The 24,365-nt window shown below is 53.0% G+C and carries 20 protein-coding genes and 3 tRNA genes; 10 read left to right on the plus strand and 13 right to left on the minus strand.

The annotated features are described in order from the left end of the window. Positions 1-3: 3 nt before the first annotated feature. The 5 genes from L362_RS10995 to tssB are packed head-to-tail and all read right to left on the minus strand — an operon-like array spanning position 4 to position 5,806. Positions 4-1,683 (minus strand): OmpA family protein, encoded by a 1,680-nt coding sequence (locus L362_RS10995; protein ID WP_023344631.1) that lies wholly within the window; start codon positions 1,681-1,683, stop codon positions 4-6. Then, entirely contained in the window at positions 1,683-2,372 is a 690-nt protein-coding gene (gene tssL / locus L362_RS10990; protein ID WP_021241776.1) for a type VI secretion system protein TssL, short form, read from the minus strand. The genes L362_RS10995 and tssL overlap by 1 nt, the downstream gene beginning before the upstream one ends. Continuing rightward, positions 2,369-3,718, minus strand: coding sequence for a type VI secretion system baseplate subunit TssK (tssK, locus tag L362_RS10985; protein ID WP_023344632.1), 1,350 nt, complete (start codon positions 3,716-3,718; stop codon positions 2,369-2,371). Before tssK ends, tssL begins: the two co-directional genes overlap by 4 nt. Positions 3,719-3,731: 13 nt before the next feature. Continuing rightward, on the minus strand, positions 3,732-5,276 hold the full coding sequence (tssC, locus tag L362_RS10980; RefSeq protein WP_025912767.1) for a type VI secretion system contractile sheath large subunit: 1,545 nt from the start codon (positions 5,274-5,276) through the stop codon (positions 3,732-3,734). Positions 5,277-5,308: 32 nt separating this feature from the next. Beyond that, the gene (gene tssB, locus L362_RS10975) at positions 5,309-5,806 is read right to left on the minus strand and encodes a type VI secretion system contractile sheath small subunit (protein WP_008501580.1); all 498 of its coding nucleotides are present in this window, start codon (positions 5,804-5,806) and stop codon (positions 5,309-5,311) included. 789 nt (positions 5,807-6,595) lie between these two features. Here tssB and lpxP point away from each other — a divergent pair. Continuing rightward, positions 6,596-7,516 (plus strand): kdo(2)-lipid IV(A) palmitoleoyltransferase, encoded by a 921-nt coding sequence (lpxP, locus tag L362_RS10970; protein WP_025912768.1) that lies wholly within the window; start codon positions 6,596-6,598, stop codon positions 7,514-7,516. Positions 7,517-7,873: 357 nt separating this feature from the next. After that, positions 7,874-7,945, plus strand: coding sequence for a membrane protein YpdK (gene ypdK / locus L362_RS24680; protein WP_099458937.1), 72 nt, complete (start codon positions 7,874-7,876; stop codon positions 7,943-7,945). 52 nt (positions 7,946-7,997) lie between these two features. Here ypdK and alaC read toward each other — a convergent pair whose 3' ends face one another. Then, the gene (alaC, locus tag L362_RS10965; protein WP_008501582.1) at positions 7,998-9,236 is read right to left on the minus strand and encodes an alanine transaminase; all 1,239 of its coding nucleotides are present in this window, start codon (positions 9,234-9,236) and stop codon (positions 7,998-8,000) included. A gap of 386 nt (positions 9,237-9,622) precedes the next feature. Between alaC and L362_RS10960 the strand changes: the two genes are divergently transcribed. Together L362_RS10960 and L362_RS10955 are read left to right on the plus strand one after the other, a co-directional pair. Then, positions 9,623-11,329, plus strand: a complete 1,707-nt coding sequence (locus tag L362_RS10960; RefSeq protein WP_023344633.1) for a sensor histidine kinase — start codon at positions 9,623-9,625, stop codon at positions 11,327-11,329. A gap of 3 nt (positions 11,330-11,332) precedes the next feature. Continuing rightward, on the plus strand, positions 11,333-12,064 hold the full coding sequence (locus tag L362_RS10955; protein WP_021241782.1) for a LytR/AlgR family response regulator transcription factor: 732 nt from the start codon (positions 11,333-11,335) through the stop codon (positions 12,062-12,064). A 35-nt stretch (positions 12,065-12,099) separates the two neighbouring features. Here L362_RS10955 and glk read toward each other — a convergent pair whose 3' ends face one another. Next, positions 12,100-13,065 carry a glucokinase gene (gene glk, locus L362_RS10950; protein ID WP_008501585.1) on the minus strand — a complete coding sequence of 322 codons (966 nt, stop codon included), beginning with the start codon at positions 13,063-13,065 and terminating at the stop codon, positions 12,100-12,102. 205 nt (positions 13,066-13,270) lie between these two features. Here glk and L362_RS10945 point away from each other — a divergent pair, with 205 nt between their 5' ends. Further along, complete coding sequence (locus L362_RS10945) at positions 13,271-14,506, plus strand: ion channel protein (protein WP_008501586.1); 1,236 nt, start codon at positions 13,271-13,273, stop codon at positions 14,504-14,506. Here L362_RS10945 and ipdC read toward each other — a convergent pair whose 3' ends face one another. Next, positions 14,507-16,165, minus strand: coding sequence for an indolepyruvate decarboxylase (ipdC, locus tag L362_RS10940; RefSeq protein WP_021241783.1), 1,659 nt, complete (start codon positions 16,163-16,165; stop codon positions 14,507-14,509). Between the two features lie 185 nt (positions 16,166-16,350). Here ipdC and mgrA point away from each other — a divergent pair, with 185 nt between their 5' ends. Further along, a complete protein-coding gene (gene mgrA, locus L362_RS10935) occupies positions 16,351-17,349 on the plus strand; it encodes an L-glyceraldehyde 3-phosphate reductase (RefSeq protein ID WP_023344634.1) in 999 nt (332 codons plus the stop codon). A gap of 127 nt (positions 17,350-17,476) precedes the next feature. Beyond that, complete coding sequence (locus L362_RS10930) at positions 17,477-17,818, plus strand: DUF2502 domain-containing protein (RefSeq protein WP_008501589.1); 342 nt, start codon at positions 17,477-17,479, stop codon at positions 17,816-17,818. A 32-nt stretch (positions 17,819-17,850) separates the two neighbouring features. On the opposite strand, the gene L362_RS10925 is transcribed toward L362_RS10930, so the two are convergent. Next, positions 17,851-19,089 carry an Nramp family divalent metal transporter gene (locus L362_RS10925; RefSeq protein WP_008501590.1) on the minus strand — a complete coding sequence of 413 codons (1,239 nt, stop codon included), beginning with the start codon at positions 19,087-19,089 and terminating at the stop codon, positions 17,851-17,853. Positions 19,090-19,437: 348 nt separating this feature from the next. On the opposite strand from L362_RS10925, the gene L362_RS10920 reads away from it, so the two are divergent. Beyond that, positions 19,438-20,625 (plus strand): NupC/NupG family nucleoside CNT transporter, encoded by a 1,188-nt coding sequence (locus L362_RS10920; RefSeq protein ID WP_008501591.1) that lies wholly within the window; start codon positions 19,438-19,440, stop codon positions 20,623-20,625. A gap of 44 nt (positions 20,626-20,669) precedes the next feature. Here L362_RS10920 and L362_RS10915 read toward each other — a convergent pair whose 3' ends face one another. The 4 genes from L362_RS10915 to L362_RS10900 all read right to left on the minus strand — a co-directional run bounded on the left by L362_RS10915 (position 20,670) and on the right by L362_RS10900 (position 23,384). Continuing rightward, positions 20,670-22,859, minus strand: coding sequence for a sensor domain-containing phosphodiesterase (locus L362_RS10915; RefSeq protein ID WP_032622932.1), 2,190 nt, complete (start codon positions 22,857-22,859; stop codon positions 20,670-20,672). Positions 22,860-23,074: 215 nt separating this feature from the next. Next, positions 23,075-23,150 (minus strand) — tRNA-Ala (locus L362_RS10910). Positions 23,151-23,191: 41 nt separating this feature from the next. Beyond that, positions 23,192-23,267: transfer RNA gene (locus tag L362_RS10905), tRNA-Ala, on the minus strand. A 41-nt stretch (positions 23,268-23,308) separates the two neighbouring features. Further along, positions 23,309-23,384 (minus strand) — tRNA-Ala (locus tag L362_RS10900). Between the two features lie 217 nt (positions 23,385-23,601). Here L362_RS10900 and L362_RS10895 point away from each other — a divergent pair. Together L362_RS10895 and L362_RS10890 are read left to right on the plus strand one after the other, a co-directional pair. Further along, positions 23,602-23,964, plus strand: coding sequence for a YfeC-like transcriptional regulator (locus L362_RS10895; protein ID WP_008501593.1), 363 nt, complete (start codon positions 23,602-23,604; stop codon positions 23,962-23,964). Between the two features lies 1 nt (position 23,965). Further along, positions 23,966-24,358, plus strand: coding sequence for a YfeC-like transcriptional regulator (locus L362_RS10890; RefSeq protein ID WP_023344635.1), 393 nt, complete (start codon positions 23,966-23,968; stop codon positions 24,356-24,358). Positions 24,359-24,365: the final 7 nt, after the last annotated feature.

Raw genomic sequence — 24,365 nt, forward strand, 5'->3', positions numbered from 1 at the left:
GTTTTACTTCTCCATTTCTTTAGTTGAAACGTCACGTACATCCTGTGACGCGTGTTTTGCGCCTGGCAAACGACAGGCGTCAGCCTGCGGTACCAGACTAATCTCGACACGCCGGTTATGCGCACGGCCATCAGGCGTGTCGTTTGATGCAATCGGTCGGCTGTCACCGTAACCCTGCACGGCAAAGCAACTTTCCGGTACGTCCCCGGTATCACGCATCCAGTTACGGACGGCCTCAGCTCGTTGTAAAGACAGGGTCTGGTTGAGCTGAACGCCACCGGTATTGTCTGTGTGGCCGCTGACCACGATGAGCCAGCCTGGTCTGGCCTTGATTCCGACCAGCGAGTTGACCAGCATTTTGGTGGAGCCCGGTTTCAGCACGGACTTACCGGAATCAAACAGCGACATGCTGTCGAGACGAACAATTTTCGGTACTGGTTTTGGTTTAGGTGCTGGTGGAGGCGTCCAGGTATCGATAGCCTGTTGCAAGGCCAGCCACAGTCGTTGGCCCGGGTAATAGCCCAGGCTGTAACGCAAAGGTTCACCCTGGCGCTGCCAGCGTTCAAGCAGGAGCGCATCCTGCTTCAGGGTGGCCAGTGATTCTGCCTTAGGGCGATAGTGGTTCATCGGGATTGCATTCCAGCGCTGTAAATCGGCACTCACCTGACGGATCAGGTCACGATTATTGAGCGCAGAAATACCCAATGCGGTCAGGGCACACAGCCACACCAGCAGGATCAGACGACGGGTACGCTGGCCCCCCTGCACAGGTGAAGCAAAAGGAGCCAGCAGCGGCAGAACCGCGTCCGGAAACAAACTTGCCGGTGCTGTCTGCCCTGGTTTTCGAAAAAACTGTAAACAGGTGAGGGTATATAGCCAGTCGGCCCAGACTGACTCTGTACCGGGAAGGACGGTACCGAGGCGCATTGCCACAGAGAATGTTCGTTCTGGAGGCGTTAACCGATCAGGCTTTTCCAGCTCATCAGTAAGCGTATTACGGATAAAGGAAAATGCCTCACTGACGGCTGGCAATGCCAGGATATTGTCTTCCGCCTGCTGCCAGTCGATGAATGCCTGCGGCGAATCATTTACCGGACAGACAATCGGTTTATCACCCCGAACGATTATCCAGGGCGTTTCTGGCCCGGAAAATTCGGCACACAACACAACCGGCAGAGTGAACCCCGTCAGGGATTTAATCTGTTTACACTGCTGGCGGAGCGTTTTCAGTGTGGAACGAAGAACGGCTTCATCCTGGTGATGGTCTGGCAGGCAGCGGTACATCACCGATAGCTGACCGACATGGCGCGGGAACTGCGTCTGTATGCTACGGACAATGTCAGTTAACCGGCAGATGTCACCAGCCCGTAACCACCATCCCTGGGCTGTTTTACGCAGAAAGTTTCCCTGAAACAACGCATCCAGCATGTCACCACACACCAGTACAACGGGGCCCTGGGAGTCGAGTAATGGCAGTTCAGCAGCCGACAGGGTAGCATCGGATGAAGGCTCTACACGCCGACAGTTGTTAAAAACATACCAGCCTGCCAGCAGGAGAATCAGCAGAGTGGCCAGGCTTTTAAACACGTTGCCTGTCGGGATGAAATACCACAGCAACCACAGCAACGCTCCAACGGCTACGAAAGTGTGCAGGATTACCGGAATGATGACTGATCTACGCATTAGCCATGCAGCTCCGGTATTTGTGCTGATAACAGGGCCTGAAGCCACAATTGGCCCCCCCACCAGATAACTCCGGTAAGAACGACGGCTAGCGCGATCCAGAACCATACTGAGCGCATCAGACTCCAGCGATGTTTCCCCATCCGGTGAACAACCAGAGACAGGTCTGCATCAGGCGGAGAAACTCGCTCAGAAAGGGCTTTTTCTACCTCATCACGCTGCGACTGGCTGACCGCCTTGAGGCTGTATAATCCCTGAAAGCCTAGCGCAATCACACGGTGATAACAGGTTAAAACGGCCGGGTTCGGTGAAGGCTGACGCAGAACCTCTGCAATTCGATCCCACAGCGCTTCACCTGCACGAAGTGAGCCAAAAAAACGAGCCTGAAGAGGAGCTTTACGCCAGGCGGCCTGACCATCATCAACTTTCGGCTCCTCATCTTCCTCACTTTTTTCAGGCTTACGGCTCATCACTGTCTCGTCCAGCAGAGCACATTGTGCGTAGGAAATATGCTCGACACTGGCATCGTCATAACCGGCACGTTCCAGCGCTTCCCGCACACTTTCAACCTGTTTAACGCATTTGTTGTAAAGCGCAGCGCCATTAAGCGTGACGGCGCCTTTCTTAAGCATAGTGACGGTAAGCCAGGTCTCCGCCATCAGCTGGTCGATATCGATATCCTTTCTCATGAGCGCAATACCGCAAACAGTTCAAGTTCCAGAGCGCCAAGTAATTCAGGCACATAGAACATACACACGCCCTGCTCCTGCATTTCATGCGCTGCGGGGCTTTCCATATCAAGCGCGAAGTACTGGTTTTCCATACGTACAGGCAACGCTGCCGGGACTCTGCTGACGGGAATCAAAGGGATCCCCTTCAGCGCAGCGCCATAGATCTCGCGGACATCATCAGGTGAACCCGCCTGGCAGAGAGCAGGGAATTTCTCGGCAACCTGCCAGGCCGGGATATCAGAGCGCACAGAGAGATAAAGGTCGGCCTCTTCACGCAGACGGATATCGTGGAGGTTGGCCTTCCAGGTCTGTCCGTCCGGGCGGGACATTTCCAGAGCAATGACACGTGATGGCAGACTGGCCTCCAGCAAACCTGTGATCAGGTCAAACAGCGGGGGAAACGCATTGGCCGGTTCCTCATGGTCATAACCCGGGATGGCGTCAAGATCATGGTCCAGTGAAAAAGTCAGCATACTGCCTGCCAGACGTGCAAGCTCCGCCCAAACCTGTTCAGGCGGACGGGAAGGAAAACGTTCGTATTCTGTCAACACTCTGGCGTGAGAATTCAGTGCATTCAGCAACCAGAAAAGGGAAACATCGGCGACAGCAAAATCGGCGAGCCTTTCGTTGCTCTCACGACGCATCGTCATCAGACGCTGGCGTCGGGACCGTAACTGACGATTGAGCAGCATCAGACGTTCGCGCAGGACTGAGCTTGCCCCAAATGACGCCACTGGAGGAATAAAAGACGGATCCTGTCGCCACGCATTTTGCCCATCCCGGATCAGTCTTGCTACCGAGCACACTTTCCAGGAATCATTGCTTTCATGGGCAAACCGGATAGTGAAATTAAACCTGGCTACTGCCACGGACTCTTCTTCAGAGCCAAAGGCATCCTGCAATGTTACCCACTCTTCCCGATAGCGAAGTGGCCTGTCTGCACTGACCCCCTCCTGTTCAACATTAACCACCCCTGGCTGCATATGGGGAAGTGCAATGACGACAGTTACCGCATCACGACCTGCCAGTTGGCTGGCATCTAACTCACGCGGCGCCGGAGGCAGATCGCTCGTTTGCGCATCAATCAGTGAGCCATCTTCCAGCCAGAGGCGTAACTGCGTAATCTGGATCAGACCGGACGATAGAAGATCGTCATTAAACTCAATCTTTTCCACACCCCAAGGGAATGGGGATGCCAGCGCTGATATACCAGCACTGCGAAAAGACTCCCATTCAGCCTGCTGCTGGAACTGTTGAGGGGACAGTAAAGCCCCCTCGTTCCACAGTGGACGATAAATTTTCATCCCTGCCCTCGCCTTACGATTTCGCTTTCGGCATCTGGGAAACCAGCGACAGGTTGACGTCCATCCCTTCCACCTGGAAGTGCGGAATCGCATACAATTTCACGCGGAAGAAGCCCGGGTTATCTTCAATATCTTCCACCACCACTTTTGCATCACGCAGTGGATGAGACGCCTGCAGCTCGTCACCCGGATCGGTCATTTCGGTTACCAGAGTGCGGACCCAGGTGTTCAGCTCCAGCTCCAGCAGTCGGCGATCCTTGGTGGTACCGATGTTCTCGCGCTGAATCAGCTTCAGGTAGTGGGCGATACGCGACAGCAGGAAGATGTACGGCAGACGCGCGTTGATGCGGCTGTTGGCGGTCGCATCAGCGGTGTCATACAGCGCCGGTTTTTGGGTGGAGTTCGCCGAGAAGAAGCAGGCGTAGTCGCGGTTTTTGTAGTAGGACAACGGAATAAAGCCCAGATTCGCGAATTCGAATTCACGCGTTTCAGGGATCATCACTTCACTCGGGATTTTTACCTGATTGCCGGTACCCAGGTCATACAGATGGATAGGCAGATCCTGAACCGCACCACCGGCCTGTGGGCCACGGATCTGTACACACCAGCCATTATTGATAAAGCTACGCACCATGTTGGACGCGAAGGCAAACGACGCATTCGTCCACAGGTATTTGTCGTGATCCGGACCTTTGACTTCTTCGACATAGTTGAAGCTGCGAACCGGAACGGTATCCGGGCCATACGGCAGTCGTCCCAGTACGCGGGGCATCACCAGACCGATGTAGCGAGCGTCGTCCGTATCGCGGAACGATTTCCACTTGATGTACTCGGCGCGATCAAAATAGTTGCCAATATCTTTAATCGCAGCGACGTCTTCCATTGACTCCTTGAGGAAGAATTTCGGGCCTGCTGAGCCGATAAACGGCATATGTGCAGCTGCGGATACTTTTGAGATGTTGCGCAGCAGAGCGACATCCTGCGCTGAAGCATCGAACTCATAAGCGGAAATCAGCGCCGCAATCGGCTCGCCGCCAGGGGTATCATATTCATCAATATAGGCGTGTTTATACAGGCCACTCTGGATGATTTCCGGGCTGTCTTCAAAGTCCTGGCGCAGCTCTTCTTTAGACATGCTCAGAAGCTCAATTTTCACGTTCTGGCGAAAATCCGTTTTATCAACCAGCGACTTCACGCCTCGCCACAGGCTCTCAACCGCCTGAAACTCTTCATGGTGCATAACGGCGTCAAGCTGGCGGCTTATCTGGTAATCGAGCTCAGCGATGTGGTGATCGATCAGGCTTTTATCCAGTTTTTCGACTTTCGAGCCTGCCTTGGTCAGGCATTCCAGAAAGACCTGCATACCTGCGGTCAGACGCTCGTCAGCGGTCGCATCGGACATCGCCTGTGCATCTTGCCAGATGTCCAGCGCACTCAGCTCGGAGACAGGATTCAGATTGATTTTCTCAAACAGTGAGGCGTATACACCACCCACAGCAGGACGTTCCAGCACCACGCTTTCCCCGCCAGCAATATTATTTTGTACAGACATGAGCATTCCTTGATTAATCCGTTAAAACAGCATGATGGTTAAGGTTGTTTTGAAGCCAGTGCGGACAGTTCATTTCGCAACTCAGCACTAAGCGACTGGTCAACAACGATTTTTTCCAGCTCTTTTCGGAAAGTCTGGTTATCCAACAGGTTAGCTTTGAGATCGCGAAGCAAGTTGCGCATCGCCAGCATCGCCTTCAGCTGCGGAATTTGGGCAGCCACCTGCTCTGGCGTGAAATCTTTCATGCTCTGGAAAGTCAGCTGAATGTTGTCTTCACCACCATCGTCAGACAGTGTATTTTTTACGGCCAGGTTAACTTTTGGGGAATATTCGGAAAGAACGCTATCAAAATTATTTTTGGTGATATTAATCTTTTCACGCTCAGATATTGTCGCAGATTCCTGCCCGTTGCTGAAATCACCCGTAACAAGCAATTTCAAGGGTAATTCCATTTTCTTGCTTGCTCCGCCAGTATGCAGGTCAAGCTTCAGGTTAATACGTGCCTTAGGCACCTCGTTCTGAAAACTGTCAGCCATCTAATCATCCCTCTTTGTTTTGCTATGCCAACTTCACGGTATCGTTCTTGATGCGCAATAATAGAATAATGATCGGAACAAAATCAAATACACAGATCATTTATCCGACACAAGAATTTTCTTAAGAATTTTCCACTAAGACATTATCGCAAATTGCTCAATCAACTCAGAAAAAGAAACTACTCTTTTCTCACAAATCGAATATTTGTATCGCCGAAGGGATTGCAGCCAGAGAGATATTAATAAAAACATCTTATTTTGATTTGCATCACGGCACTATGTCAAAAAACAAGAAAGGACTGCAATATTTTATTGCAGTACGATTAAAAGAAGAGAAAAGTGGGTGATAAAAGACGACTATTCTATTGAGGATATGAATAATAAATAAGATTTTTCACAAAGAAAATTCTTATTTATTAGGTAAGGAAGAAATAAACGAGAAATGATTAATTTGCCGTAACTCAACAATGCCATTCTTTTTCATTACGTCTTCCATCCGATCGCCAGGACTTCTGCTCTCCGCTCAGTCAGGAAAAACGCTTTCAATGCGACTTTCTATAAAATCTGTAAAATCAAGCACCTCCTTAACTGCCGCTTTTTTAATCAAAAACGAGTAATAGCACATATCGTATAACGGTGCTACATTACGCCGCCCGCCCAAATCAGCAGTGGCCAGGCAACGCCGTAAAGTTCGGTAAAGCCTGCAACCATCACCTTGAAGAACGGTCTTATCGGCACGTCGTATCGCAAACTCTGCGCTACCTTTACAGGCTTCACATAGGTTTTACTATTTTGTCTCAATCCAAATTTCAACGCGCGTTTTTACACCCGCGTTACTGGTTTACATGGTTTGGTCTTGGCGTTCTCTGGCTGCTGGTTCAACTTCCGTACCCTGTCCTGCGTTTGCTGGGGTCGAAACTGGGCAGCGCTTCCCGCTTCTTCCTGAAACGCCGCGAATCCATCGCGCGTAAAAATATTGAGCTTTGCTTTCCGCATTACAATGCCGAAGAGCGCGAGAAACTCATCGCTGAAAACTTCAAGTCTATCGGCATGGCACTGCTTGAAACCGGCATGGCCTGGTTCTGGCCGGATGAGCGCGTCCGCAAGTGGTTTGACGTGGAAGGGCTGGATAACCTTAAACGCGCACAGATGCAAAAACGCGGCGTGATGGTCGTCGGCGTTCACTTTATGTCGCTGGAACTGGGTGGCCGCGTGATGGGCCTGTGCCAGCCAATGATGGCGACCTATCGACCACACAACAGTCCGCTGATGGAGTGGGTACAAACGCGTGGCCGCATGCGTTCGAATAAGGCGATGATCAGCCGTAATAACCTGCGCGGTATGGTCGGGGCTCTGAAGAAAGGTGAAGCCGTCTGGTTTGCCCCCGATCAGGATTATGGACGTAAAGGCAGCAGCTTTGCGCCTTTCTTTGCGGTAAAAGATGTTGCGACGACCAACGGCACCTTTGTCATTTCTCGTTTGTCGGGCGCTTCCATGCTGACCGTGACGATGGTGAGAAAAGCAGATAAATCAGGCTATCGTCTGCACATCTCTCCTGAGATGGCTAACTATCCTGAAAACGAGTGCGAAGCCGCGGCGTTTATCAATAAAGTCATCGAAACTGAAATCATGCGTGCGCCAGAGCAGTATCTGTGGATGCATCGTCGTTTCAAAACCCGCCCTATTGGCGAAGCCTCGCTCTATATTTAAGCTCTTCAGAAAGGTTAGTTTCGCTAAGAAACTAACCTTTTCAATCACCTGTCATCCGTTAAGAAACCGTTTTTCATTGCGTCGCCCAAAGTGAATTTATTGCGATGCGAAATCAAACTGTCGCCGTTCCACGACACTCGTAAGTGACGGAAATTATTTAAAAAAATCCCTCTTGTCACCCCTCATTTTTAGGCGTACATTAGCGCCGTCTGGCAACAGGAAAGCACAGAATTCTGAGCTGGAGTGAGCGGTGAAACGGGAAAATTCTCATTTCCGCTTTGACCGGATTTCAGTTCTCTATAATCAGGTGGACTCTGTTTTTAAATGCGTACCACAAGATACGCGGAGCGATGAAACGTGAAATATTTCTTTATGGGCATTTCGGTGATTGTTTTAGTCTGGGCCGGAACCTTTGCCCTGATGATCTAGTGAAGAACATGCAGTCAAAAAAACAGGAGCCATTGGCTCCTGTTTTTTTATGTCATGATGACGCGGGATTTTCAGCCACGCTCTTCGAGGAGAGAAGCCCGTCGGCCCGGAACATACTCTTGATGCCCCTCACCGCCTGACGAATGCGGTCGCTATTTTCAATCAGGGCAAACCGCACATGGGTGTCGCCATAATCACCAAAGCCAATGCCCGGTGATACGCACACCTTCGCATCCTGCAGCAGCTTTTTGGCAAACTCCAGCGATCCCATCGCCGCGTATGGTTCCGGAATTTTCGCCCAGACGTACATGGACGCCTTCGGCATTTCCACCATCCAGCCCGCTTCATGCAAGCCTTTTACCAGCACGTCGCGACGGCGCTTATACTGAGCGGCAATCTCGTGGACGCACTGCTGGTCGCCCTCAAGAGCAGCGATAGCCGCAACCTGCAGCGGCGTGAAGGTGCCGTAGTCGTGGTAACTCTTAATACGCGCCAGCGCGCTCACCAGCGTTTTGTTACCCACCATAAAGCCAATACGCCAGCCCGCCATGTTGTAGCTTTTCGACAGGGTGAAGAACTCTACCGCCACGTCACGCGCGCCCGGGACCTGCATAATAGATGGCGCTTTCCAGCCATCATACACGATGTCGGCATAGGCTAAATCGTGAACCACCAGCACGTCATAACGCTTCGCCAGCGCGACCACTTTCTCGAAGAAATCGAGCTCCACGCACTGGGCCGTTGGGTTCGATGGGAAACCGAGGATCATCATCTTCGGTTTCGGATAGCTTTCGCGAATCGCACGTTCCAGTTCGTTAAAGAAATCGACCCCTTCCACCAGCGGAACCGAACGGACCTGCGCCCCGGCAATCACCGCACCGTAGATGTGGATTGGGTAGCTGGGATTCGGTACCAGCACCGTATCGCCATGATCCAGCGTAGCCAGCATCAGGTGTGCCAGCCCCTCTTTCGAGCCGATGGTGACAATCGCTTCACTTTCCGGATCGATATCAACCTGATAGCGATCCTGATACCAGCGCGAGATCGCGCGACGTAATCTGGGAATACCGCGGGAGGTCGAGTAGCCGTGCGTATCCGGACGCTGGGCAACCGTGCAGAGTTTTTCAACGATATGCGGTGGCGTTGGGCCGTCAGGGTTACCCATGCTGAAATCAATAATATCTTCGCCGCGCCGACGCGCAGCCATCTTAAGTTCAGCGGTGATATTGAAAACATAAGGGGGGAGACGATCGATACGCGTAAAACGGCGTTCAGGACTGAATTCAGCCATAGATTCCTCAGATTAACGTTAGCGCCCGGACCGTCCGAGCGACGCTGCCACCGATGTGGCGTGCTTAGAAAATAACCTGAAAAAAATCACGCTGTCGAGAGGGAAGTGAAAAAAAAGCGATCGCCTGAAAACCGGAACCCGGCGGTGCCGAAAAGCGGAAGCCCTTGTTTCAGGGTTGGCTTTCTGATAGCTGTTATTTAACAGGATGATATCAAAACAGTTACCTGACGATACGCAGGCTATAAAAAATCAGGACGTGTCCGTTACCGACAGACAATCCCCTTTAGAAATTATGGTTTTTCCTCATTTGATAAACCTGACGGATAGCTGGTCAACACGCGTCAGGTTTTTTATCATGGTTCTTTCCCGTTTTCCCAGGTCTACTCGTGCACGAAATATTCACTATGCTGCTGGCGGTTTTTGACCGTGCGGCATTAATGCTGATTTGCCTGTTTTTCCTCATTCGCATTCGCCTGTTTCGCGAGCTATTGCACAAATCCGCACACTCGCCAAAAGAGCTGCTGGCCGTTACCGCCATCTTTTCGCTGTTCGCCCTGTTCAGCACCTGGTCTGGCGTGCCGGTAGAGGGTTCGCTGGTTAACGTGCGCATTATCGCCGTGATGTCCGGCGGAATTTTGTTTGGCCCGTGGGTGGGTGTCATTACCGGCGTGATTGCCGGAACCCATCGCTACCTGATTGATATCGGCGGCGTCACGGCGGTGCCCTGCTTTATTACCAGCATTATCGCCGGGGTGCTCTCCGGCTGGATCAGCCGCAAAATCCCGAAAAAACAGCGCTGGCGCGCCGGGATCGTGGCGGGCATGGTGTGCGAAACGCTGACCATGATCCTGGTCGTCGTCTGGGCCCCGACCATCGAACTTGGGCTGGATATCGTCTCGAAAATCGGTATTCCGATGATCCTGGGCAGCGTGTGCATCGGCTTTATCGTGCTGCTGGTGCAAAGCGTTGAAGGGGAAAAAGAGGCCAGCGCCGCCCGTCAGGCCAAGCTGGCGCTGGATATCGCCAACAAAACGCTGCCGCTCTTCCGCCACGTTAACGCGGAGTCGTTGCGTCAGGTCTGCGAAATCATTCGCCATGACATCCACGCTGACGCTGTCGCCATCACCAATATTGACCACGTGCTGGCCTACGTTGGCGTCGGGGAGCACAACTATCGCGATAATGATGACACCATCAGCCCAACCACCCGACAGGCCATTAACTACGGTAAAATCATTATTAAAAACAATGATGAAGCCCACCGAACGCCGGAAATCCACTCCATGCTGGTGATTCCGCTTTGGGAGAAGGGCGTCGTGACGGGCACGCTGAAAATTTATTACTGCCACGCGCATCAGATCACCTCCACGCTGCAGGAGATGGCCATCGGCCTGTCGCAGATTATCTCCACCCAGCTGGAAGTATCCCGGGCGGAACAACTGCGTGAGATGGCAAATAAGGCAGAGCTGCGCGCGCTGCAGAGCAAAATCAATCCCCATTTCCTGTTTAACGCGCTGAACGCGATCTCCTCGTCCATTCGTCTTAATCCGGACACCGCGCGCCAGCTGATTTTTAACCTGTCGCGCTATCTGCGCTACAACATCGAGCTGAAAGATGACGAGCAGATCGACATCAAAAAAGAGCTGTATCAGATTAAAGACTACATCGCGATTGAGCAGGCGCGCTTTGGTGACAAGCTCACGGTCATTTACGATATTGATGAAGAGGTCAACTGCGTGATCCCAAGCCTGCTTATCCAGCCGCTGGTCGAAAACGCGATTGTTCACGGCATTCAGCCGTGTAAAGGCAAAGGCGTCGTCACCATCAGCGTCACCGAAAGCGGCAACCGCGTACGTATTGCCGTGCGCGATACCGGCCACGGAATTGATCCAAAAGTCATTGAGCGGGTGGAGTCTAACGAGATGCCTGGAAATAAAATCGGCCTGCTGAACGTGCACCACCGGGTCAAGCTGCTTTACGGCGACGGGCTGCATATTCAGCGTCTTGAACCGGGCACCGAAATTGCGTTTTACGTCCCGAACGAGCGCTCTCCCGTTCATTCGGCAACATCACTGTTGCCCCAGGTGGAGTAACCCATGAAAGTCATCATCGTAGAAGATGAAATTCTGGCTCAACAGGAGCTAACCTGGCTTATCAACACCCACAGCCAGATGGAAATTGTGGGTACCTTTGATGACGGTCTGGACGTGCTGAAGTTTCTGCAGCATAACCGGGTCGATGCCATCTTCCTGGACATCAATATTCCGTCGCTGGATGGCGTATTGCTGGCGCAAAACATCAATCAGTTTGCCCATAAGCCGTTTATTGTTTTCGTTACCGCCTGGAAAGAGCACGCCGTAGAGGCCTTCGAGCTGGAGGCGTTTGACTATATCCTTAAGCCTTACCAGGAGTCGCGGATTGTCAGCATGCTGCAAAAGCTGGAGGCCGCGTGGCAGCAGCAGACCGCCCCTGCAAACGCCAGCCCAACGGTACGGGAAAACGACACCATTAATTTGGTCAAAGATGAGCGCATCATCGTGACGCCGGTCAATGATATCTACTATGCCGAAGCCCATGAAAAAATGACGTTTGTCTATACGCGGCGGGAATCTTACGTGATGGCGATGAACATCACCGAGTTTTGCAGCAAGCTGCCTGCGTCGCACTTTTTCCGCTGCCACCGCTCGTTCTGCGTCAATTTAAACAAGATCCGCGAGATCGAACCGTGGTTTAACAACACCTATATCTTGCGTCTGAAGGATCTGGATTTTCAGGTGCCGGTAAGCCGCAGCAAGGTGAAAGAGTTCCGCCAGCTCATGCACCTGTAACAAAAAAGCCCTCTCCTGCGGGAGAGGGCTATGCGTCAGAGGATTTGACCGAGAACCTGACGCAGGTGGGCACCCGACCCCAGCAGGCCTGGGTTATCATGCACGATCAGATAAACCGGAATGTCCTGCACGTAGCTTCTGAAGCGCCCTTTATCCTCAAACCCGCCGCGGAAGCCGGAGGCTTTAAAGAACTCCAGGAAACGCGGCACAATACCACCTGCAATATAAACGCCTCCGAAGGTACCCAGCGTCAGCGCCAGATTGCCGCCGAAGCGCCCCATGATCACGCAGAACAGCGACAGGGCACGACGGCAGTCAATGCAGCTGTCCGCCAGCGCGCGTTCGGTGACGTCTTTCGGCTGCAGATTTTCCGGCAGACGACCGTCCGATTTCACAATCGCCCGGTACAGGTTCACCAGCCCCGGTCCTGACAGCACGCGCTCGGCGGAGACGTGGCCGATCTCCGCGCGTAATTCTTCGAGGATAATGCCCTCTTCTTCGCTGTTTGGCGCAAAGTCCACGTGACCACCTTCACCCGGCAGGCTCACCCAGCGCTGAGCGACATGCACCAGATGTGAAACGCCCAGCCCGGTACCGGCCCCGTAAACCGCAATCGGCTTGCCTTCGACCGGTTCAGCGCCGCCAAACTGGATCAGATGCTCAGGCTTCAGCATCGGGATCGCCATGGACACCGCGGTAAAGTCATTAATGATTTCAAGATGCGCAAAGCCGAGGTTTTTTTTCATCTCGGCGATGGAGAATGCCCAGGTATGGTTGGTCATGGCGACCCAGTCGCCGGTTATCGGACAGGCAATGGCGATGCAGCCATCTTCGACGCTTATCTGATGCTCCTCCAGATAGACGCGGACAACGGCCTCAAGGCTTGGATAATCGAGACCGGAATAGGTTTTCGCCCGGGAAATTTCACCGCTATTTACATCGCATAATGCAAGGCGCGCATTCGTGCCGCCCACATCGCCTACCAAAGCATACTTTGTCATTCTTCTACTGCTCCGCTAAAGTCAGAATAAATCTTTGGGACACTGTAAATTCAAGGCGTGATAACAACAACGACCGGAAGGTGAATGCCCATGGATTATCGATCTTCGTCACAGAATAACTTTACCGTTTCAGCACCTTTTGCACTATTGCCATAAGGCTTAATGTGCAAAGTAACGTAATACCGTTTTGTACAAGGAAATCATCATGCTTCACCCGCGAGCCAGAACCATGCTGTTGCTGGCAATTCCGGCGCTCATCATAGGCGTGGTTTCAAGTCTGGTCCTTATTGTCGTGATGAAAGTCGCGTCGGTGCTGCAAACACTATTATGGAACGCGCTTCCTGCAGGGCTGGGCGTCACCGCTGACTCTCCTGCGTGGATCGTTGGGATGCTGACGTTAACCGGTATTGCGGTGGGCCTGGTGATCCGTTTCAGTCCCGGCCATGCCGGCCCCGATCCGGCACTGGAACCGTTGATCGGTGCCCCGGTGGCCCCCTCGGCGTTGCCAGGGCTAATCATTGCGCTGATTATCGGTCTGGCTGGAGGCGTTAGTCTGGGACCTGAGCATCCGATTATGGCCGTGAACATTGGCCTGGCGGTTTTTCTTGGTTCACGCATTTTGCCCCGCGTTGGCGCGCTGGACTGGACCATTCTCGCCTCCGCAGGCACCATCGGGGCGCTCTTCGGCACGCCCGTTGCGGCGGCACTGATCTTTTCTCAGACGCTCAGCAGTAACAACGATGTCCCACTCTGGGACAAGCTCTTTGCCCCACTGATGGCCGCAGCCGCCGGAGCGTTGACGACCAGCCTGTTTTTCCATCCCCATTTTTCACTCTCTCTCCCCCACTATGGCCAGATGCAAATCGCCGATATTTTCAGCGGTGCCATCGTCGCCGCCATCGCCATTGCGCTGGGCATGGTGGCAGTATGGTGTCTTCCACGCCTTCACCGGCTGATGCACAGACTCAAACACCCGGTGCTGATTCTGGGGGCTGGCGGTTTGATTCTGGGTATTTTAGGTACGATCGGCGGGCCGGTGACGCTGTTTAAAGGACTGGACGAGATGCAGCAGCTGGCCTTCAGCCAGGTGTTTAGCGTCTCCGACTATCTGCTGTTTGCCGTGATCAAGCTGGCAGCGCTGGTGGTGGCGGCCGCCTGCGGTTTCCGTGGTGGACGCATCTTCCCGGCGGTCTTTGTCGGCGTCGCGCTGGGGCTGATGCTGCATGAGCATGTCGATGCCGTTCCGGCTGCGATTACCGTTTCCTGCTCGATTCTGGGGCTGGTGCTGGTGGTCACGCGCGATGCCTGGCTGAGCCTCTTCATGGCCGCCGTGGTGGTACCGGATACCACCCTCATCCCGTTACTTTGCATCGTGATGTTGCCCGCCTGGCTCCTGCTGGCGGGCAAACCGATGATGATGGCCTGGCGAAACGACAAATAATCAGGCACTGTTGCGCGCTTCCAGCGCTTTGGTGATCGCCCCCAGCAGCGGAGGGATATCGGCTTTCGGCAGCATCACCTCAATCAGCGAGAGCCGCTCGTGGTGTGCCACTTTCTCAAGGACGTCCGCCAGCTGCTCCGCTTCACTGACCCGCCAGCACTGGGCCTGAGGATCAAGGCTCAGGGCCTGCGGGATTTGCGTCCAGTTCCATAGCGCAATGTCGTTGTAACGCTGCTCAGGCCCGTGGATCGCTCTTTCCACCGTGTACCCTTCGTTGTTCAGGACCAGAATAATGGGGTGTTGTTTATCCCGCAGCATCGAGCCAAGCTCCTGGATAGTAAGTTGCGCCGCGCCATCCCCCGTCAGGACAATCACGCGCCGGTTCGGGCAGGCCGTTTGCGCGCCAAATGCTGCCGCCAGCGTATAGCCAATCGATCCCCACAGCGGCTGGACGATAAAATTCACGTCAGCCGGCAGACGAAGGTCGATCGCGCCGAAGGCCGAGGTGCCCTGATCCGCAAGAATGATGTCTCCCGGACGAATAAATGTCTGCAACGTTTGCCAGAAATTCGCCTGCGTCAGCGAGCCATCCGGCTGCGGGTAGGCCATCGCGCTTTGAGAAGACTGCGCGGGCGTCTCGTGCACGTGCTGTTTGCACAGTTCCACCAGCGTTTCGATTGCCTGAAGCATAGGGATGCCGGTAAACCAGAGATCACCCACGCGTGAGGCATGAGGCTGAACTTCTATCGTTTGTGCCGGGGTGAGCTGATGCGTGAAGCCGGCGGTCAGGGTATCGGTAAATCGCGTGCCGATGCACAGTACGGTATCCGCCCCTTCAATCGCCTCTTTTACCGCACCGGCGCTCGCTGAACCGCTGTAGGTGCCATAAAATCCGGCGTGACGTTCGTCAAATATCCCTTTGCCCATCAGCATGGTGGCGTGTGCCATCGGCACGTCTTTGACCCATTTTTGTAGCGCATGCTTCAGGCCGTGGCGCAGGACAAGGAAATCGGCCAGCAGCGCAGTACGCTTGCTCCTGGCAAGCTTGTTTTCTGCGGCGTCCCGGAACGCTTTCAGGCAAGCACTATCGGCATGTGGATGCCTGAGCGTGAGAGCGTTTACAGGGGGAGTGGCGGCCTTTTTTGCCACATCGGCAGGCAACATCAGATAGCCGGGGCGACGCTCCCGGAGCATTGTCGTTAACACCCGGTCGATTTCATAACAGGCGTTTTGTTCGGTCAGGATCGCCTGTGCAGCAGTGATCGGCTCGCTCATATGATAAAAATGACGAAACTCACCGTCGCCAAGCGTGTGGTGCAGCAGCTCCCCTCTTTGCTGTGATGCCGTACCCGGTGCCCCCACAATATGCAAGACCGGAACGTGCTCGGCGAAGCTGCCCGCAATGCCGTTCATGGCGCTTAACTCTCCTACGCCAAATGTCGTCAGCAGCGCGGCAAAGCCCTTACATCGGGCGTATCCGTCAGCGGCATAAGAAGCGTTTAACTCGTTGGCACAGCCCACCCAGCAGATATCCGGGCTGTCTATCACATGGTCGAGAAACTGCAGGTTATAGTCGCCCGGCACGCCAAACAGATGATCGGCTCCACAATCAGTAAGACGGTCCAGCAGGTAATCGGCGACGCAGTATGGGGTACGCATGAACAGGTATCCTTCTAATGTTGACCTCACCTTGAGTATTAAATAAGCGTGATGGCTGTCCAGAATTGGTGATAAGAAGGGCATGGAAAGAATGCTTTACAAAAAAGGCTGCGCTATGCTGCTTTTTTTCACGAAAATGTAAACGCATACACTGATTTTTCACTTCAGCGCCAGAGGTCACGAAAATGGGTTATCAGCCGGACAAAAATCGTTATAGAACAATGGAGTATCGCCGCTGCGGGCGAAGCGGGCTCAGGTTGCCTGCCATCTCGCTTGGGCTGTGGCATAACTTTGGTGACACCACCCTTATCGAAAACAGCCGTCAACTTTTACAGCGTGCGTTCGATCTGGGCATTACGCATTTCGACCTTGCCAACAACTATGGCCCGCCCCCCGGATCGGCCGAACGTAATTTCGGACGTATTTTGCAGGAGGATTTCCTGCCCTGGCGCGACGAGCTAATCATCTCCACCAAAGCGGGTTATACCATGTGGGAGGGGCCTTACGGCGACTGGGGGTCACGTAAATATCTGCTGGCAAGCCTCGATCAAAGCCTGAAGCGCACGGGGCTGGAGTATGTGGATATCTTCTATCATCACCGGCCAGACCCTCAAACGCCGCTGCAGGAAACCATGAAAGCGCTTGACCATGTGGTGCGTCAGGGGAAGGCTTTGTATGTCGGATTATCCAACTACCCGGCTGTTCTGGCTCGCCAGGCGATTGATATCCTTAATGACCTCGGGACGCCCTGCCTGATCCACCAGCCGAAATACTCCCTCTTTGAACGTGCGCCGGAAGCGGGGCTGCTGGACGTGTTGCAGGAAAAGGGAGTCGGCTGTATTCCCTTCTCGCCGCTGGCCGGCGGGCAACTGACCAATCGCTATCTGAACGGCATCCCCGCAGACTCGCGCGCGGCAAGCGGCAGTCAGTTCCTTAAACCCGATCAGCTCACCGAAGAGAAGCTGGAGAAAGTCAGGAAGCTGAATGCCCTGGCAGAAAGTCGCGGCCAGAAGCTGTCCCAGATGGCGCTGGCCTGGGTATTACGCCATGAGGACGTGACGTCGGTGCTGATTGGGGCAAGTAAAGCGGCTCAGATTGATGACGCCGTGGGGATGCTGGCAAACCGCCATTTCTCTGCAGAAGAGTTGGCCCGTATAGACGCGATCCTGAGCAGCTCAATATAACATCTCTTTTAGCAAAAAGTGCTCTCACCCAGGAATTCGGAGTTGAGGCGATGATACGACGCTTTACCAACTCGTAAAATTGCGTTAACAGGCCCAACAAAGGCCCCGATCGTGAAGGAGAAAGAGTATGTTCAGGTCACTGATTCTTGCAGCGGTATTACTGGCTTCGGCGCCGCTGATCGCCACTGCGGGCGAAATCACCCTGTTGCCATCAGTAAAATTACAAATTGGCGATCGTGACGACTACGGCAGATACTGGGACGGCGGCTACTGGCGCGACCGTGATTACTGGCATCGTCACTATGAGTGGCGCGGCGATCGCTGGTGGAAACATGATAACGGCAGACACCGCGGCTGGTATAAAGACAGCGCCTATGAGCGCGGTTACCGTGAAGGCTGGAACGATCGTGACGACCGTCGCGGCGGCTGGGGTCGCGGCAAAGGTCATGGTCACGGCCACCATCACTAATCAAAAAGGAGCCTCCACGGCTCCTTTTTTTGTTAAAGACCCAGCGCAGTTCCCACTAACAACCACAGGTTCAGCGCCACGACCACCACCACGATGGCCCACCCGGTTCGTTTCACCAGCGTTGAGTTGACCAGCTCGCCCATCAGAGTTTTGTTGCTGGTAAAGATCAGCAGCGGCACCAGCGCCAGCGCAATACCAAAACTCAGCAGCACCTGGCTCATGACCAGAATTCGCGTTGGGTCGAGTCCCATCAGAATCACCACAAATGACGGCAGCATGGTGACGGAACGACGAACCCACAGCGGAATATGGAACCGGACAAACCCCTGCATCACCACCTGGCCTGCCAGCGTACCCACCACCGTAGAAGAGAGACCAGCAGCCACCAGGCTAAGGCCAAATATCGTGGCGGCAGCATGGCTCAGCAACGGCTCCAGCGTGAGATACGCCTGGTCGAGATCGGCAATACCGGTATGACCGTTAAAGTGGAAAGCTGCGGCTGCAGTAGCCATCATCGCCAGATTGACAAACCCCGCGATGGTCATGGCGATCGCCACGTCCCACTTGGTGGCGGAGTAACGTTCTTTACGCGTCCCACCGTGGAGATGCTGAGTCAGCGAGGAGTGGAGATAGATCACATGCGGCATGATGGTCGCCCCCAGCACCCCGGCGGCCAGGAACACCGCTTCCGAGGTCGGCAGGCTTGGGATCGCCATTCCTTTACCGAGCTGCGCCAGATTCGGCTGTGAGAAGATTAGCTCAACGATATAGGCCGCCGCTACAAACAGCAGCAGACCGCCAATGACCTTCTCCAGCGGCTTTTGACCCCGACGCTGCAGCATCAGGATCAGGAACGTGGCAATCCCGGTGAGGACCGCCCCCTGCAACAGCGACACACCCAAAATCAGCTTAAAGCCGATCGCTGCGCCAATAAATTCAGCAAGGTCAGTGGCCATGGCGATGATTTCAGCCTGAACCCAGTAGAGCCAGACCGCGGGACGCGGATAATGGTCGCGAATTTGCTCCGCCAGGTTTTTGCCCGTCGCAATCCCCAGCTTTGCGGAGAGCATCTGAATCAGCATCGCCATCAGGTTTGCCCAGACGACCACCCAGAGCAGCTTATAGCCGAAGCTAGCCCCGGCCTGAATATTGGTCGCGAAGTTACCTGGATCGATATAACCAATGGCAGCGATGAACGCAGGTCCCATTAATGCGAACCGCAACTTGCGCGCTGCTCTGCCACTGCTACCCTCTACGCGACTGTTTGTCATTTCTGCCTCTGAAATATAGCCTTTGCTATGTTTAATGCTATCAAAATGAGAATGATTATCAAGATCATTTATGAAGTTTGCAGTGATTTCTCTGATAGCTTTGAACGATAGACGGGCGGGTAAGTGGGGCGATCTAACTGAAACTGAAATCGCGCATGCTTTTGTGAAGACTAGCACACAAACTTAACTTTTCACTCATTTACCTAACATAACAAAAATGTATTGTGGATCACTATTTTTGAGACTCGTCACAGGATGTAACTATAGTGTGTCCTCGATCTCGTTTTCTTTTCGCTTGTTACATAGAATGTGCACGAAAATTAAACCTGCCTCATATTTGGAGCAAATATGGACCGCGTCCTTCATTTTGTCCTGGCACTTGTTGTCGTTACTGCACTCGCATTGCTGGTCAGCACAGACCGCAAAAAAATTCGTATTCGTTATGTTGTCCAACTGCTGGTCATTGAAGTTTTACTTGCGTGGTTCTTCCTGAACTCCAACGTAGGCCTCGGCTTCGTGAAAGGATTCTCCGAAATGTTCGAAAAACTGCTCGGATTCGCCAATGAAGGGACCAACTTTGTCTTCGGTAAAATGAACGATGAAGGTCTGGCGTTCTTCTTCCTGAAGGTTCTCTGCCCTATCGTCTTCATCTCCGCGCTGATCGGTATTCTGCAGCACATCCGCGTTCTACCGTTCGTGATTCGTGGAATTGGTTTCCTGTTATCCAAAGTGAACGGCATGGGTAAGCTGGAATCCTTCAACGCCGTCAGTTCCCTGATCCTCGGTCAGTCTGAGAACTTCATCGCGTATAAAGATATTCTCGGCAAGATGTCCCGCAACCGTATGTACACCATGGCGGCAACCGCAATGTCTACCGTTTCCATGTCTATCGTGGGCGCGTATATGACCATGCTGGAACCAAAATACGTGGTGGCTGCGCTGGTACTGAACATGTTCAGCACCTTTATCGTTCTGTCGCTGATCAACCCGTACCGCGTTGACGCCAGCGAAGAGAACATCCAGATGTCTAACCTGCACGAAGGCCAGAGCTTCTTCGAAATGCTGGGTGAATACATCCTGGCCGGTTTCAAAGTCGCGATTATCGTTGCCGCCATGCTGATCGGCTTCATTGCGCTGATTTCTGCACTGAATGCCCTGTTCGCCGCGGTGCTGGGTATCTCCTTCCAGGGCATTCTGGGCTACATCTTCTACCCTGTTGCATGGGTGATGGGTGTTCCGGCTCACGAAGCGCTGCAGGTGGGCAGTATCATGGCAACCAAACTGGTTTCTAACGAATTCGTTGCGATGATGGATCTGCAGAAAATTGCCAGCACGCTTTCTCCGCGCGCGGAAGGGATTCTCTCCGTGTTCCTGGTCTCCTTCGCGAACTTCTCGTCTATCGGTATCATCGCCGGTGCGATTAAGGGTCTGAACGAAGAGCAGGGTAACGTGGTTTCTCGCTTTGGCCTGAAGCTGGTTTACGGCTCTACGCTGGTGAGCGTCCTGTCCGCATCTATCGCGGCACTGGTTCTGTAACGTTTACCGTTAAACAAAAACCGGGAGCCTGGCTCCCGGTTTTTTTATGCCCGCAATTCTTCCAGCGGTTTGGGTTTGCCTATCAGGTATCCCTGCAGGTAATCCACACCAAAGCGAAGCAGCATCTCCCGCTGGGCCGGCGTTTCGACGTATTCCGCGACGACGCACAGCGATTTCGCCTTCGCCAGATTACACATCGACTGGACGATCATTGCATCCATGTCGTCTGTACAAATATCTTTCACAAAGCAGCCGTCAATTTTAATGATGTCCGCCTGCAGGCGTCTGAGACGCTCGTAGTTGGCGTAGCCAGTACCAAAATCATCTATGGCAATTCGGAAACCGTAATCCCGCAGCTGCTGAATATTGTTGATACTTGTGCCTGAATTTGAAAAAGCCTGCTCCTCGGTGATCTCAATCACGACGGCCTGAGATGCCACGCCGTACCGTTCAAACAGCGCGCAAATCTCGGTCGCCACCTCTTTTTGCATCAGCGTGAGCGGCATCAGATTGACGGAGAAACGGGCGCCAGCCTGTGTTGCAGGGTGATCGCGCAGCCACAGCAGTAATTTCTCCATAATGCACATATCAAACCGATGGCTGAGGTTGAACTGGGCAATCAGCGGAATAAAGCGGTCAGGGGTGAAGATCTCGCCCTCGCTCTCCATACGCGCCAGGATTTCGTAATACCCGCTCCCGTCCGCCTTCTGGATCGGTTGCGCGTATAAATGGAACTGCCCCGCCTCAAGGGCATGCTTAATCCGCGCCAGCATCAGGACACGCTCTGTCGTTTGTCCTGATGCCGCCTCAAGGCTATTCGTGAGCGCGAGAACGTTTTGCTCTCCGCAGGCCTGCTCTGCCAGCCAGCTCAGCTGTCCCAGCGTGTGATGCAGCTTTTCGCCGTTTTCGACCATTCCCCACGATGCGCCAAATTCAATATCCAGCCCGGTGTTGTTCCAGAAAATCTTACGGCTGTTCAGCCGATCGACCATATGCTGGAGACGCTCGGCGGTTCCCGGCCCCAGTAATACCAGCACCAGTTCGCTTCCCGGAAGCTGGAAGAGCGTCTCATCTTTCTGCAAAAGTGGCTGTAGCGACGTGGCGATCGTACGTTTGCAGTGGACCCGCATGATAATCCCGTAGTGGCGGCTCAAAAACTCCAGGTTATCCATACGCAGAATGCACACTTTGGCATCCGGGTGAATCTCAAGATAATCTTCCAGCGCACGAATATTGGGTAAACCGGTAAGGGGATCGGTAAGCGCCCTGCCCTGCCAGCCCCGCTTCAGCCACTCGCTGCGCTGGTAAATGCGCGACATGTAAAGCAAACAGATAGCGAAAGAGATCAGCACGGAGAGGATAAAGGAGAGTGAATGGCCCGATTCGACCCCGTTAAGGAAATTGTAGTTGTAGGTCAACAGCAGCAGCGCTGAGGTGGCCCACAGCAGAGAAATCAACGCATAGGTCAGGCGGCTTATTGCCAGGGTAAAAAGAATAAAAATCAGCGGCATCAAATAGCCCGCAATGACCGGTGATTCAAAAGGACCACATAAAATGATGAGAATGGCGCCTAAAAGCATCAGCCAGACAAAAATATATAATGGATTCTTGTGATAAAACACGGGCTTCACGCTTCGCCGCCAGAAGGTGACGGCATAACGAGGATTAATTATCATTCTTAATGGGTAATAGAACATCATGGTAAAAATCAGCCCCGCGCATATCAGGCTTTGAATATCCACAACATTATAAATTACCGTCCCTTCGCCGAAATAGGTTGATATAGTCACCGGAAAATCAAACAAATAGCCTGCCATATACATCGACAGCTTAATACCAAATGGCACAATAAAACCGAGCCAGAATATACGTAGCCCGATGTGCTTGTTAGGGATGGAGTGGCGCCAGCGCTTGCCCAGCATGAGGCGTAGCAGACCGCAGGCCGCGAACAACGCAAAGGTCTGACAGAACAGCAAAACTGAATATTGTAGCGGCGCTAAATTAATATAGAATAAATTAGTGACAGTAAAACCTAACAAAATGGGAAGAATAGCCCTGCGCCCAAATAGCAGAATTACCGCCAGCATCACGCTGAGCGGCAGCCATGCTAAATAAACGTCATGACCATTAACAATTGCGCGTGGAGAGAGATAACGGGAGACAGGTACCGCAATCAGACAAAGTGTCAGGGCAATTATAAATATCTTTACATTATTGTACGTTTTTCTATTCATTAAGCTGATGAGTATATTATCCGTCTGAATCATTGACCGGATGGATAATAGGTTTATTAATTGCACGAATCAAGTTCAAGTCTATTTATAGACACGTTTATTGATTTCGATTGAGGTGAGGTATGGGAATACCTTCTTTTTGATAACAAAAACCAGTGGCGGGCGTTACAAACAGATAAAAAAAACCCTCGTCATTTGACGAGGGTTTACAATTTTGGTGGAGCTAAGCGGGATCGAACCGCTGACCTCTTGCATGCCATGCAAGCGCTCTCCCAGCTGAGCTATAGCCCCACATGTGACTTTACTGACCGCACTCTGTTGGGTTCAGAGTTTGGTGGAGCTAAGCGGGATCGAACCGCTGACCTCTTGCATGCCATGCAAGCGCTCTCCCAGCTGAGCTATAGCCCCACATGTGACTTTACTGACCGCACTCTGTTGGGTTCAGAGTTTGGTGGAGCTAAGCGGGATCGAACCGCTGACCTCTTGCATGCCATGCAAGCGCTCTCCCAGCTGAGCTATAGCCCCATCGTAAAGCTGTCATGTTGACGGGCGGCATAATATGAATTCCGCTGCGGAGTGTCAACGGCAAAATCAATGACCGCCGTTCGATCGCCGAAAAATCATGCAAATGAATCACTTTGCGAGCGTGCTCGTAATCAGGAGTTAAGCCTGTCACGTTTTCATGTAAAACGGTGCTATAAAATGAGCCGTTAATTAACCCCACTGATATTCAGGAAATTGCATGATCAAGGAACGAATGACGCCAGAAGAGTTAGCCCTGCTCACTGGCTATAGCCGACAGACCATCAATAAATGGGTACGCAAAGAGGGTTGGATTACGTCACCAAAACCTGGCGTTCAGGGCGGGAAAGCGCGACTGGTACATGTGAACGAAAAAGTCCGCGACTTTATCCGCAGCGCACGTAGGGCAAGCGAAACGTCCGATATGGCAGAAGGTACCAGCCATAACAGTTCGCTTCACACCCTACTCCTGACGCTGGCTGATGAAATGACGCCGGAAGAGCAGAAACAGATGACATCGCTGTTACTGCGGGAAGGGATCACCGGATTGTTGCAACGTTTAGGGATTCGCGATCGGGACTGATATGAAAAAATTACGGAGCAAAATGACCACGGAAGAGCTGGCGGAGAGTTTGGGCGTTGCCAGGCAAACGGTTAATCGCTGGGTTCGCCAGCAGGGCTGGAAAACAGAAGGACTCAACGGCGTGAAAGGCGGCCGCGCGAGGCTCATTCATATCGATGCGCGCGTGAAGGAACATATCATGAGTCTCCCGGCGATTCGCAACCGTCAGGCGGTATACCATCTCGCGGAGGCCACCTCCGCCTACAATGCCCCCTCTGCAAACCTGTTTCCGGGCATAATTGAGACGCTGGAGAATATGACTGCAGCAGAGCAGAAGCGTCTGGACACCTTCCTGAAGCGCGAAGGCATTCACGGCTTTCTTAAGCGCCTGGGTATAGCAGAAGCAGAAGCATAAAAAAACG

The sequence above is a fragment of the Enterobacter sp. MGH 16 genome (assembly GCF_000493175.1).
Taxonomy (GTDB): Bacteria; Pseudomonadota; Gammaproteobacteria; order Enterobacterales; family Enterobacteriaceae; genus Enterobacter; species Enterobacter roggenkampii.

What these genes read in the sequence shown, in the direction of transcription:
- L362_RS10995 (WP_023344631.1), bottom strand. Translation starts at nt 1,683, where the DNA reads ATGCGTAGATCAGTCATCATTCCGGTAATCCTGCACACTTTCGTAGCC.
- tssL (WP_021241776.1), bottom strand. Translation starts at nt 2,372, where the DNA reads ATGAGAAAGGATATCGATATCGACCAGCTGATGGCGGAGACCTGGCTT.
- tssK (WP_023344632.1), bottom strand. Translation starts at nt 3,718, where the DNA reads ATGAAAATTTATCGTCCACTGTGGAACGAGGGGGCTTTACTGTCCCCT.
- tssC (WP_025912767.1), bottom strand. Translation starts at nt 5,276, where the DNA reads ATGCTCATGTCTGTACAAAATAATATTGCTGGCGGGGAAAGCGTGGTG.
- tssB (WP_008501580.1), bottom strand. Translation starts at nt 5,806, where the DNA reads ATGGCTGACAGTTTTCAGAACGAGGTGCCTAAGGCACGTATTAACCTG.
- alaC (WP_008501582.1), bottom strand. Translation starts at nt 9,236, where the DNA reads ATGGCTGAATTCAGTCCTGAACGCCGTTTTACGCGTATCGATCGTCTC.
- L362_RS10955 (WP_021241782.1), top strand. Translation starts at nt 11,333, where the DNA reads ATGAAAGTCATCATCGTAGAAGATGAAATTCTGGCTCAACAGGAGCTA.
- glk (WP_008501585.1), bottom strand. Translation starts at nt 13,065, where the DNA reads ATGACAAAGTATGCTTTGGTAGGCGATGTGGGCGGCACGAATGCGCGC.
- L362_RS10945 (WP_008501586.1), top strand. Translation starts at nt 13,271, where the DNA reads ATGCTTCACCCGCGAGCCAGAACCATGCTGTTGCTGGCAATTCCGGCG.
- ipdC (WP_021241783.1), bottom strand. Translation starts at nt 16,165, where the DNA reads ATGCGTACCCCATACTGCGTCGCCGATTACCTGCTGGACCGTCTTACT.
- mgrA (WP_023344634.1), top strand. Translation starts at nt 16,351, where the DNA reads ATGGGTTATCAGCCGGACAAAAATCGTTATAGAACAATGGAGTATCGC.
- L362_RS10930 (WP_008501589.1), top strand. Translation starts at nt 17,477, where the DNA reads ATGTTCAGGTCACTGATTCTTGCAGCGGTATTACTGGCTTCGGCGCCG.
- L362_RS10925 (WP_008501590.1), bottom strand. Translation starts at nt 19,089, where the DNA reads ATGACAAACAGTCGCGTAGAGGGTAGCAGTGGCAGAGCAGCGCGCAAG.
- L362_RS10920 (WP_008501591.1), top strand. Translation starts at nt 19,438, where the DNA reads ATGGACCGCGTCCTTCATTTTGTCCTGGCACTTGTTGTCGTTACTGCA.
- L362_RS10915 (WP_032622932.1), bottom strand. Translation starts at nt 22,859, where the DNA reads ATGAATAGAAAAACGTACAATAATGTAAAGATATTTATAATTGCCCTG.
- L362_RS10895 (WP_008501593.1), top strand. Translation starts at nt 23,602, where the DNA reads ATGATCAAGGAACGAATGACGCCAGAAGAGTTAGCCCTGCTCACTGGC.
- L362_RS10890 (WP_023344635.1), top strand. Translation starts at nt 23,966, where the DNA reads ATGAAAAAATTACGGAGCAAAATGACCACGGAAGAGCTGGCGGAGAGT.